Annotated in this window: 9 protein-coding genes; 7 read left to right on the plus strand and 2 right to left on the minus strand. The window is 60.7% G+C overall.

Annotation, left to right across the window (positions count from 1 at the left end; all coding sequences use genetic code 11):
• Positions 1 to 30: 30 nt before the first annotated feature.
• From ACLD1X_RS07490 to rarD, 4 genes are all read left to right on the plus strand, one after another.
• The gene (locus ACLD1X_RS07490) at positions 31 to 795 is read left to right on the plus strand and encodes a TOBE domain-containing protein (protein WP_429366769.1); all 765 of its coding nucleotides are present in this window, start codon (positions 31 to 33) and stop codon (positions 793 to 795) included.
• 66 nt (positions 796 to 861) lie between these two features.
• Positions 862 to 2,763 carry a PhoX family protein gene (locus ACLD1X_RS07495; protein WP_429366770.1) on the plus strand — a complete coding sequence of 634 codons (1,902 nt, stop codon included), beginning with the start codon at positions 862 to 864 and terminating at the stop codon, positions 2,761 to 2,763.
• 180 nt (positions 2,764 to 2,943) lie between these two features.
• Entirely contained in the window at positions 2,944 to 3,918 is a 975-nt protein-coding gene (locus ACLD1X_RS07500) for a serine/threonine protein kinase (RefSeq protein ID WP_108231659.1), read from the plus strand.
• Positions 3,919 to 4,124: 206 nt separating this feature from the next.
• Positions 4,125 to 5,012, plus strand: coding sequence for an EamA family transporter RarD (gene rarD, locus ACLD1X_RS07505; protein WP_429366771.1), 888 nt, complete (start codon positions 4,125 to 4,127; stop codon positions 5,010 to 5,012).
• A 215-nt stretch (positions 5,013 to 5,227) separates the two neighbouring features.
• Here the strand turns inward: rarD and ACLD1X_RS07510 are convergent, their stop codons facing one another.
• Positions 5,228 to 5,746, minus strand: a complete 519-nt coding sequence (locus ACLD1X_RS07510) for a glycine cleavage system protein R (RefSeq protein ID WP_429366772.1) — start codon at positions 5,744 to 5,746, stop codon at positions 5,228 to 5,230.
• Positions 5,747 to 6,291: 545 nt separating this feature from the next.
• On the opposite strand from ACLD1X_RS07510, the gene ACLD1X_RS07515 reads away from it, so the two are divergent.
• A complete protein-coding gene (locus tag ACLD1X_RS07515; RefSeq protein WP_429366773.1) occupies positions 6,292 to 8,469 on the plus strand; it encodes a malate synthase G in 2,178 nt (725 codons plus the stop codon).
• 93 nt (positions 8,470 to 8,562) lie between these two features.
• Here the strand turns inward: ACLD1X_RS07515 and ACLD1X_RS07520 are convergent, their stop codons facing one another.
• Positions 8,563 to 9,024, minus strand: coding sequence for a response regulator (locus ACLD1X_RS07520; RefSeq protein WP_429366774.1), 462 nt, complete (start codon positions 9,022 to 9,024; stop codon positions 8,563 to 8,565).
• A gap of 254 nt (positions 9,025 to 9,278) precedes the next feature.
• On the opposite strand from ACLD1X_RS07520, the gene ACLD1X_RS07525 reads away from it, so the two are divergent.
• Positions 9,279 to 11,219, plus strand: coding sequence for a putative nucleotidyltransferase substrate binding domain-containing protein (locus ACLD1X_RS07525; RefSeq protein WP_429366775.1), 1,941 nt, complete (start codon positions 9,279 to 9,281; stop codon positions 11,217 to 11,219).
• Positions 11,216 to 11,923 (plus strand): 3'-5' exonuclease, encoded by a 708-nt coding sequence (locus ACLD1X_RS07530; RefSeq protein ID WP_429366776.1) that lies wholly within the window; start codon positions 11,216 to 11,218, stop codon positions 11,921 to 11,923. The genes ACLD1X_RS07525 and ACLD1X_RS07530 overlap by 4 nt, the downstream gene beginning before the upstream one ends.
• Positions 11,924 to 11,944 lie beyond the last annotated feature (21 nt).

Consider the following 11,944-nt stretch of genomic DNA (forward strand, 5'->3'; position numbering starts at 1 on the left):
CACCATTGTCACCACCCAAAGCGACTTGCCATGTCTTTGCCAACCTTGTTGTCCCAGCACATTGTCCGCCGTCCGCAGCGCATCGCCCTGCTGCAGCACATCGCCGAACAAGGCTCGATCACCCGCGCCGCAAAGAGCGCGGGGCTGAGCTACAAGGCGGCCTGGGATGCGATCGATGAACTGAACAATCTGGCGCAGAAGCCGCTGGTGGAACGGATTGTCGGCGGCAAGGGTGGTGGCGGAGCCCGCCTGTCCAACGAAGGCGAGCGCGTGTTGCGCCTGTACCAGAAGCTGCAAGCCTTACAGGCTCAAGTGCTGGAAGCCGCTGAAGACGCGAGCGACCTCGACCTGCTCGGGCGCTTGATGCTGCGCACCAGCGCGCGCAATCAATTGCACGGCAAGGTGGTGGCGATCGAACCCCAGGGACGCAACGACCTGATCCGCCTCGAGGTCGCCGAAGGCGTGATCGTCGATGCGCAAATCACCCACGACAGCACCGAGCGCCTGGAACTGCAAATCGGTACTGAAGTCGTGGCGTTGATCAAGGCCGGCTGGCTCGATGTGCTGGAAGTCGATTCCGCTGAAACTCATGGAAACAATTGCCTGAAAGGCACCATCGAAAAGATTCTCGACGCCGACGATGGCCCCAGCGAAGTGCGCATTACCCTGCCCAACGGCCTGACACTGTGCGCCCTGGACGAACCGGAGCATTTGCAGGCATTGGGGCTGACATGCGGCAAGCCGGTGCGCGTGGAATTTTCGCCGTCCAGGGTGCTGCTGGGCACACCGTTGTAAACAGAATTGCAACAAAAGGTTCATTACTCATCATTAAGGTGTCTGCAAAACCGCAGGGAGCCTGAAATGAGCCTATTAGAAGAAAACCAGTCCACCGACCTCGAAACCATGGTCGGCCTCAGTCGTCGCGGCTTCATCAGTGCAGGTGCCCTGTGCGGCGCTGCGATGTTCCTCGGCGGCAACCTGCTGAGCCGCAGTGTGATGGCTGCCAGCGTCAGCGCCGGTAACAGCCAGTTGCTGGGCTTTGACAGCATTCCCGCCGCCACCAGCGACGCCATCACCCTGCCACCGGGCTACAAGTCCTCGGTGCTGATCAGCTGGGGCCAGCCTCTGCACAAGGATGGCCCGGCGTTCGACCCGAGCGGCAACGGCAGTGCCGAACATCAGGAAGCCCAGTTCGGCGACAACAACGACGGCATGAGCCTGTTCGAATTCCCGGGCGAAAAAGACCGGGCGCTGATGGCGATCAACAACGAATACACCAACTACCGCTACCTCTACGCCCACGGCGGCATGCCGCAATCGGCGGAAGACGTGCGCAAGGCGCTGGCCTGCGAAGGTGTGTCGGTGATTGAAGTGCAGCGCAAGAACGGCCAATGGCAATTCGTCCAGGGCTCGCGCTACAACCGCCGCATTCACGGCAACGCCCCGATCAGCATGAGCGGCCCGGCCGCCGGCCATGCCCTGTTGAAAACCAGTGCCGACCCCCACGGCAAGAACGTGCTCGGCACCTTCCAGAATTGCGCCAATGGCAAGACGCCTTGGGGCACCTACCTGACCTGTGAAGAGAACTTCACCGACTGTTTCGGCAGCAGCAACGCCGAGCAGAAATTCGACCCGGCGCAAAAGCGCTACGGCGCGGTGGCGACCAGCAAGGAGATCAACTGGCACCCGCACGACGAGCGCTTCGACCTGGCCAAGAACCCCAACGAGCTCAACCGTCACGGCTGGGTGGTAGAGATCGATCCGTTCGATCCGAAGTCGACGCCGGTCAAACGCACGGCCCTGGGGCGCTTCAAGCACGAAAACGCCGCCCTGGCCGAAACCGCCGACGGTCATGCCGTGGTGTACATGGGCGATGATGAGCGCGGCGAGTTCATCTACAAATTCGTCAGCCGCGACAAGATCGACCACAAGAACCACAAGGCCAACCGCGACATTCTCGATCACGGCACCCTGTACGTGGCGCGTTTCGATGCGGGGGACGGCAACGCCGATCACCCCAAAGGCCAGGGTGAATGGATCGAGCTGACCCACGGCAAGAACGGTATCGACGCCAGCAGCGGTTTTGCCGATCAGGCCGAAGTGCTGATCCACGCCCGTCTCGCCGCCAGTGTGGTGAAAGCCACGCGCATGGACCGCCCGGAATGGATCGTGGTCAGCCCCAAGGATGGCCAGGTCTACTGCACGCTGACCAACAACGCCAAACGTGGCGAAGACGGGCAACCGGTGGGCGGACCGAACCCGCGCGAGAAGAACGTCTACGGCCAGATCCTGCGCTGGCGCACCGAGCGCGACGATCACGCCTCGCACACCTTTGCCTGGGACCTGTTTGTAGTGGCCGGCAACCCGGGCGCGCATGCCGGTACACCAAAGGCCGGCTCGTCGAACATCACGCCGCAGAACATGTTCAACAGCCCGGACGGCCTGGGCTTCGACAAGGCCGGACGCTTGTGGATCCTGACTGACGGTGACGTGAGCAACACCGGTGACTTTGCCGGAATGGGCAATAACCAGATGCTCTGCGCTGACCCGGCGACCGGCGAGATTCGCCGCTTCATGGTCGGCCCGGTGGGCTGCGAGGTGACCGGGATCAGCTTCTCGCCGGACCAGAAAACCCTGTTTGTCGGGATCCAGCACCCGGGCGAAAACGGCGGTTCGACCTTCCCCGAGCACCTGCCCAACGGCAAGCCGCGCTCGTCGGTGATGGCGATTACCCGGGAAGACGGCGGGATCGTCGGCGCCTGATCCGGCCTCTTCGCGGGCAAGCCCGCTCCCACAAGGACTACATGAATCCCTGTGGGAGCGGGCTCGCCCGCGAAGGCGTCAGCCCAAACACCGCACATCTCAAGCCCACCCCCTAAAGCCGCGCCTTCTGCGCTACCATGCCTGGCCGGACGCAGCAGCCTGCTGCGCGCAGGAGTCAGCATGGCCCACCCGTTTGAAACCCTTACGCCAGACCTCGTGCTCGATGCCGTCGAAAGCATCGGCTTTCTCAGCGACGCACGCATCCTGGCGCTCAACAGCTACGAGAACCGCGTCTATCAGGTCGGTATCGAAGACGCCGAGCCACTGATCGCCAAGTTCTACCGGCCGCAACGCTGGAGCAACGAAGCGATTCTGGAAGAGCACCAGTTCACCGCCGAACTCGCCGACTGCGAGGTGCCGGTCGTGGCGCCGTTGATCCACAACGGTGAAACCCTGCACGAACACAACGGTTTCCGTTTCACCCTGTTCCCCCGCCGTGGCGGCCGTGCGCCAGAGCCAGGCAACCTCGACCAACTGTATCGCCTTGGCCAGTTGCTCGGTCGCCTGCATGCGGTCGGCTCGACCAGGCCGTTCGAACACCGTGAAGCGCTGGCGGTGAAAAATTTCGGCCATGACTCACTCAATACCTTGCTCGACGGCAACTTCATCCCCCGTAGCCTGCTGCCGGCCTACGAGTCGGTGGCCCGCGATCTGCTCAAGCGTGTGGAAGATGCCTACAGCAACACGCCGCACCAGAACATCCGCATGCACGGTGACTGTCACCCCGGCAACATGATGTGTCGCGACGAGATGTTCCATATCGTCGACCTCGACGACTGCCGCATGGGCCCGGCGGTGCAGGACATCTGGATGATGCTCGCCGGCGATCGCCAGGATTGCCTGAGCCAGTTGTCGGAACTGATGGATGGCTACAACGAATTCCACGACTTCGACCCGCGTGAACTGGCCTTGATCGAACCTTTGCGTGCCTTGCGCCTGATGCATTACAGCGCCTGGCTCGCCCGCCGCTGGGACGACCCTGCATTTCCCCGCAGCTTTCCGTGGTTCGGCACCGAGCGTTATTGGGGGGACCAGGTGCTGGCGTTGCGCGAACAACTGGCGGCGCTCAATGAAGAACCACTGAAACTGTTCTGACCAACCTGAAACCCTGTGGGAGCGGGCTTGCTCGCGAAGGCGGCGTATCAGTCGACATCAATGTTGAATGACTCACCGCTTTCGCGAGCAAGCCCGCTCCCACAGGTTGTCCGCGTTCACAAATGACCTACCTATTCAGTCAGGACATTTGCAAACAAATCTCCTTACAATCCCCTCTTTGTTAGCTGCCTAAGCAAGGATTCTGCATGCAAGCCGCCAACCCGCGTCGCGGGTACATTCTAGGCCTGAGTGCCTACATCATCTGGGGGCTTTTTCCCCTCTATTTCAAAGCCATCGCCAGCGTGCCCGCCGTGGAAATCATCATCCACCGGGTGCTCTGGTCCGCGCTGTTCGGCGCCCTGTTGCTGGTGGTCTGGAAACATCCCGGCTGGTGGCGCGAGTTGCGGGAAAACCCGCGACGGCTGGCGATCCTGGCCCTGAGCGGTGCGCTGATCGCAGCCAACTGGCTGACCTACGTGTGGTCGGTGAACAACGGCCGCATGCTGGAGGCCAGCCTCGGTTACTACATCAACCCGTTGGTGAACGTGTTGCTGGGCATGCTGATCCTCGGCGAACGGCTGCGGCGCATGCAATGGATTGCCGTGGGTCTGGCGGCTGTGGGTGTGGCGCAACAGGTCTGGCAAGTCGGCAGCCTGCCGTGGGTGTCGCTGGTGCTGGCCCTGACCTTCGGTTTCTATGGCCTGATTCGCAAGCAGGCACCCGTCAAGGCGCTGCCGGGGCTGGTGGTGGAAACCTGGATGCTGGTGCCGATTGCCCTCGGCTGGTTGTTGCTCAACCCGACGGCCAGCAGCGCCCAGGCCGAATTCTGGACCACGTCCCAAGCCTGGTGGCTGGTGGCCGCCGGGCCGATCACGCTGGTGCCGCTGGTCTGCTTCAACGCCGCTGCACGGCATTTGCCCTACACGACACTGGGCTTTCTCCAGTATCTGGCACCGACACTGGTACTGCTGCAAGCGGTGCTGCTGTTTGGCGAGCACCTGTCGTCCAGCACCTTGGTAGCGTTCATGTTTATCTGGGCCGGTCTGGCGGTTTACAGCGTTGATGCATGGCTCAGCTTGCGTCGCCGCAGCTGATCAAAAAACACACAAAGCTCTACAGGCCACGTCTCCCGTGGCCTGCGTTGATCCTTCCCAAGGTTATCCACAGCGTGATCCCCGCCGATTGTGCGCAAGTGGCTGAAACTGCTGGTTTTTTGATCAAGTCTTGAAGAACCCCGGTCGGCGTGGCCTGGCGGGGTGTCTCTACAGGTTATCCACAGGCCGGTGCACGTTTAACTTGGATAACCTGATCAGGGATCACTGCGCAGCACCAACTCGACCATCAGATCGTCCGCCAGGGTTTCCAGGCGCGATTGCAGTACGTCCAGCGACAGCGTCAACGGGACCGCAAGAATCGCTTCGGCATGGAACAACGGCTCGCTGCTCATCGGTGCCGGGCGCACTTCGGTGACCAGCCGTTCCAGGTTCACCCCCTGTTCGCTCAACAAGCGCGTGATGTCACGCACGATCCCCGGGCGATCATTGCCCACCAGTTCCATGGCGATCGGCTTCCAGGTGCAGGATTGTTCGATGCTGCTTTCGGCGACCAACACGCGAATGCCCTGGGCAGACAAGCCCTGCAGGGCAGCGACCAATTCGTCGTAGGCCTCGGCGGGCACCCCCACCCGCAAAATGCCGGCGAATTGCCCGGCCATGCGCGACATGCGGCTTTCCAGCCAGTTACCGCCGTGCTCGGCAATGCATTGGGCAATGCGCTCGACTTGCCCTGGCTTGTCCGGAGCAAAAACGGTGAGTACGAGATGGTCCATGGCGCAGCCCTCTGGTCATGTTTTTTGTTTTGGAAAAACAAGTATAGGCAAGGGTTGGACCTGCGCCGACAGGTCAGGCGCCTTCGCGAGCAGGCTCGCTCCCACAAGGGTTGCGCGGGCCTTTGTGGGAGCGAGCCTGCTCGCGAATGAAAACGCCGCCGATCAAAATGGAAAACAAATCGTGTACAACTTTTGATATTTAACTGGAACAATCCAATAGTTTTTTGAGAACATCACCATCCCCGACGTGACCGCAATGCGTCATGGGGTCGCAGAACGACGTAATTAGTCTAATTTTCACAACCGCAATTCATCATGTAGTATGCCGCAGCGCGCACTACATAACGTTGGATCGATGTCTGCCGCAGGCACGTTCGCAACCCTGAAAGCCCTGTCAGCAAGGCCCCAAGCCGTTGATTGGTCCCAACCCAGCCGCCCGTCGCGGGCATGTACTGGTAGAGGGGTTTGTGGTTTAAATGGCCAAAGGCTTCATTGTTAAATTGAAGAGCTGAAAAGCGAAATAGCTGAGCAGAGTGAGGCAAGCAATGACTGAACACGTTCAAGTCGGTGGCCTGCAGGTCGCCAAAGTCCTGTTCGACTTCGTGAACAACGAAGCCATTCCCGGTACCGGCCTCACCGCCGATAAGTTCTGGGCCGGTGCCGACAAGGTCATCCATGACCTGGCGCCGAAGAACAAAGCCCTACTCGCCAAACGCGATGATTTCCAGGCTCGTATCGATGACTGGCACCAATCCCGTGCCGGTCAGGCCCACGACGCCGTGGCCTATAAAGCCTTCCTGCAAGACATCGGTTATCTGCTGCCAGAAGCGGCCGATTTCCAGGCGACGACGCAAAACGTCGATGACGAAATCGCCCGCATGGCCGGCCCGCAACTGGTGGTGCCGGTAATGAACGCCCGCTTTGCGCTCAACGCCTCGAACGCCCGCTGGGGTTCGCTGTATGACGCACTCTACGGCACCGACGCCATCAGCGAAGCTGGCGGCGCGGAAAAAGGCAAAGGCTACAACAAGGTGCGCGGTGACAAGGTCATCGCCTTCGCCCGTGCCTTCCTCGACGAATCGGCGCCATTGGCGGCCGGCTCCCACGTCGACTCCACCGGCTACAAGATCGTCGATGGCAAACTGGTGGTCGCCCTCAAAGGCGGCAGCAACACCGGCCTGCGCAACGATGCTCAACTGATCGGTTTCCAGGGCGATGCCGCTGCACCGACTGCGATCCTGCTGAAAAACAATGGCCTGCATTTCGAAATCCAGGTCGACGCCAGCACCCCGGTCGGCCAGACCGACGCAGCCGGCGTCAAAGACATCCTGATGGAAGCCGCGCTGACCACCATCATGGACTGCGAAGACTCGGTCGCCGCCGTCGACGCTGATGACAAAGTGGTGATCTATCGCAACTGGCTCGGCCTGATGAAGGGCGATCTGTCGGAAAGCGTTGCCAAGGGCGGTCAGACTTTTACCCGCACCATGAACGCCGACCGCACCTACACCGCTGTCGATGGCAGTGAACTGAGCCTGCACGGCCGTTCGTTGCTGTTCGTGCGTAACGTCGGTCACCTGATGACCATCGACGCGATCCTCGACAAAGATGGCAATGAAGTGCCGGAAGGCATTCTCGACGGCCTGGTGACCTGCCTGTCGGCGATCCACAACCTCAACGGCAACAGCTCGCGCAAGAACAGCCGCACCGGCTCGGTCTATATCGTGAAGCCGAAGATGCACGGCCCTGAAGAAGCCGCGTTCACCAACGAGCTGTTCGGTCGCATCGAAGACGTGCTGGGCCTGCCACGCAACACCCTCAAAGTCGGGATCATGGACGAGGAGCGTCGTACCACGATCAACCTCAAGGCCTGCATCAAGGCAGCGAGCGAGCGCGTGGTGTTCATCAACACCGGTTTCCTCGACCGCACGGGCGATGAAATCCACACCTCCATGGAAGCCGGCCCGATGGTACGCAAGGCGGACATGAAGGCGGAAAAATGGATCGGCGCCTACGAGAACTCCAACGTCGATATCGGTCTGAGCACCGGCCTGCAAGGTCGTGCACAAATCGGTAAAGGCATGTGGGCCATGCCGGACCTGATGGCGGCGATGCTCGAACAGAAAATCGCTCACCCACTGGCCGGCGCCAACACCGCCTGGGTACCCTCGCCGACCGCTGCTGCGCTGCACGCGCTGCATTACCACAAGGTTGACGTGTTCGCCCGTCAGGCCGAACTGGCCAAGCGTGAGCATGCTTCGGTGGACGACATCCTGACCATCCCGCTGGCGGTGAACCCTCAGTGGACCGCCGAACAGATCAAGAACGAACTGGACAACAACAGCCAGGGCATTCTCGGTTATGTGGTGCGCTGGATCGACCAGGGCGTCGGCTGTTCGAAGGTGCCGGACATCAACGACGTCGGCCTGATGGAAGACCGTGCAACGCTGCGTATTTCCAGCCAGCACATCGCCAACTGGCTGCGCCATGGCATCGTCACCGAAGACCAGGTCATGGAAAGCCTCAAGCGCATGGCGCCGGTGGTTGACCGTCAGAACGCCGGTGACGCGCTGTACCGTCCGCTGGCCCCGAACTTCGACAGCAACATCGCCTTCCAGGCGGCGGTCGAACTGGTGGTCGAAGGCACCAAACAGCCGAACGGCTACACCGAGCCGGTCCTGCACCGTCGTCGTCGCGAGTTCAAGGCTGCCAATGGCCTGTAACTGAGCGTTTACACCTGACATGAAAAAGCCCTGATCGAAAGATCAGGGCTTTTTTATTTACCGATGCGCTCCCACAGGGGATGTGCGGGGCTGCTAAGGCTTCATCCCAAGCTCACGCTTGACCAACTCAAGCAACTCCCCGGCATCAATCGGCTTGAGCAAAAAGTCCACCACACTCAAATGCATCGCGGCGATCGCATCCTCCACGTCGGCGTCACCCGAAACAATAATGATCGGTAACGCTGCCCGAACCGACTCACGTATCTGGCGGATCAGATCCAGCCCGTCTACATGGCCCATCCGCAGGTCGGTGATCAGCAAACCGATCGAGGGCTTTTTGATCTCTGCCTCAGCCACCAGGATATTGAGTGCCGCTTCGCCACTGGCTGCTGTCTTGCAGCGAATCCCTTCCAACGCGAGGATCTCTGACAACAGCTCCCGGGCGTCTTTGTCGTCGTCGACGATCAGCACCCGTTGCGGCGGCAAGTCAGGTTCCAGCATGACAGCACTGAGCAATTCCCGCTCGGCGTCACTCAAAATATCGTGGTCGGACATGGCGTTCTCTACATGTTCAGTTCTATTCCCTAGCACAGTGGTGAGACATCGCTAAGCAGACCTTCAATGTGCACTTCGTCGAATACTTTTCCAATAGCAAGATAGAGCGATTTTTCTCTCAAGTGCGTAAGGCTTTTCCGACATTCCGTCTCGTTGATTGCCTACCTAGACTTACGTCCAATGGGCACCCTGACCATAGGGGCCGACCATGGGTGAGTCATCCGACAACAACAAATCCAAAAAAGACTGCGGTAATGGTTATGAGTAAAGCGGACGCCTTCACACAGGCAGGGAAAACCGCGGTGTTGCAGAACATCCAGGGCACGTTGCAATTCCTTCAGCGCTTCCCGCCCTTCAACCAGATGGAACACGCTCACCTGGCGTATCTGGTCGAGCAATGTCAGCTGCGTTTCTACGCCCCTGGCGAGAGCATCATCAAACCCGCCGACGGCCCGGTCGAGCACTTCTATATCGTCAAGCAAGGCCGGGTCGTGGGCGAGCGTGCGCATACGGCAAAGGGTGGTACCGAAACGGTCTTCGAGATCAGCACCGGCGAGTGCTTCCCCCTCGCGGCATTACTGGGTGAACGGGCGACCCGCACGGAGCACCTGGCCGGCGAGGACACCTTCTGCCTGCAACTGAACAAGCCGGCGTTCATCCGCCTGTTTTCGCTATCGGATACTTTCCGTAACTTCGCCCTGCGTTGCGTCAGCAGCCTGCTGGATCAGGTCAACCAGCAAGTGCAGCAAAAGGCCGTGGAAACCCTTGGCACCCAATATTCGCTCAATACCCGACTGGGCGAACTGGCCATGCGTCACCCGGTGACCTGCGCCCCGCAGACGCCGTTGCGCGAAGCCGTGACGCTGATGCACGAACAACAGGTCGGCAGCATCGTGGTGGTCGATGATTTGAAGGCCCCACTGGGGATTTTCACCCTGCGCGACCTGCGTCAGGCCGTGGCCGACGGCAGCAGTGATTTCAACGAAGCCATCGACGGGCACATGACCCGGGCGCCGTTTTTCCTGTCGCCGGATCACAGTGCATTCGACGCGGCGATTGCCATGACCGAGCGGCACATCGCCCATGTCTGCCTGGTCAAGGACCAGCGCTTGTGCGGCGTGGTCTCCGAGCGTGATCTGTTTTCCCTGCAACGGGTCGACCTTGTGCACCTGGCCCGCACTATCCGCAACGCACAAAAGGTGGAAAACCTGGTGGCGCTGCGGGGCGAAATCGGTCAGCTGGTCGAACGAATGCTGGCCCACGGCGCGTCGTCGACGCAGATCACCCACATCATCACCTTGCTCAACGACCACACCGTGTGCCGGGTGATCGAATTGACCCTCGCCGAAAAAGGCGACCCCGGCGTGCCGTTCAGCTGGCTGTGTTTCGGCAGTGAAGGCCGCCGCGAGCAGACGCTGCACACCGACCAGGACAACGGCATTCTGTTCGAAGCCAGGGATGCGGCCCATGCCGCCGAGATTCGCGGCAAGCTGTTGCCCATTGCCCAGCAGATCAACCAGAGCCTGGCGCTGTGCGGCTTCACGTTGTGCAAGGGCAATATCATGGCCGGCAACCCTGAGCTGTGCCTGTCCCGGGCCGAATGGGCGCGACGCTTTGCGGCGTTTATCCGCGAGGCAACCCCGGAGAACCTGCTGGGCTCGAGCATCTATTTCGATTTGCGCGTGGTCTGGGGTAGCGAGCAAGGCTGCGAGCAGTTGCGTCGGAGCATTCTCGATCAGGTCGCTGACAACCGTTTGTTCCAGCGCATGATGGCCGAGAATGCGCTGCGCAATCGCCCGCCTGTGGGGCGCTTCCGCGAGTTCGTGCTGACGCGCAAAAATGGCGAGAAGGCCACCCTGGACCTTAAGATCCAAGGCCTGGCACCCTTTGTCGAAGGTGCCCGGTTGCTGGCCCTGGCCCACGGTATCGAAGCGAACAACACCCTGGAACGTTTTCGCCAACTGGTCGTCAGGGAGGTCATCGACCCTCTGGACGGCGCCGCGTACGAAGAGGCTTATCACTTCATCCAGCAAACCCGCATGCAGCAACATCAACTACAGACCCGGGAGAATTTTCCTTACTCGAACCGGGTCGATCCTGACAGCCTCAACCATCTGGACCGGCGCATCCTGCGTGAGTCCCTGCGCCAGGCACAACGCCTGCAAAGCAGCCTGTCCTTGCGGTATCAGTTATGAGCCTGTTTTCCTGGTTGCGCCCGACGCCCCCCACCTTGCCTGCCCATCTGCAACATCGGCTGGAACGCCTGCCAACTGCTGCCGACCTGGCGCAGTGCAGCCTGCGCGAGCAGCGCTGGGTGGTGCTCGATCTGGAAACCACCGGGTTGAACCTGAACAAGGACCGCGTATTGTCCATCGGCGCCGTGGTGATCGAGGACGGGGCCATCGACTTTCGCCAGCAATTCGAGCGCACCCTGCAATATCCGCAAGTAAACCTGGGCCCCAGCGTGCTGATCCACGGTATTGGCCCCAGCGCCATTGCGGCGGGCTGCGACCCGGCTGAAGCGCTGCTCGACCTGATGGAGTACCTCGGTGACAGTCCGGTACTGGCCTTCCACGCGCCGTTTGACCAGCACATGCTCGGCCGTGCGCTGAAAGATCATCTGGGATTCAAGTTGCAGCATCCGTTTCTGGACGTGGCGGACATTGCACCGCTGCTGTGCCCCCAGGCGCACATTCGCGAGGCCGGGCTGGACGACTGGATCGACTGGTTCAAGCTCGAAGTCTTCGAACGCCATCACGCCAGCGCCGACGCCCTGGCCACCGCCGAACTGATGCTGATCCTGTTCAGCCGTGCGCGGCAGCAGCAGATTCATAGCCCGTTGAATTTGCAGCAGCGCCTGAGCCAGTGGAAGCGCCGGCAGCAGGCGCCTTCCTTCTGACCTTCAGGCCCCTTCTTGTAG

The sequence above is a fragment of the Pseudomonas sp. 18173 genome (assembly GCF_050432945.1).
In the GTDB taxonomy this organism is placed as follows: Bacteria; Pseudomonadota; Gammaproteobacteria; order Pseudomonadales; family Pseudomonadaceae; genus Aquipseudomonas.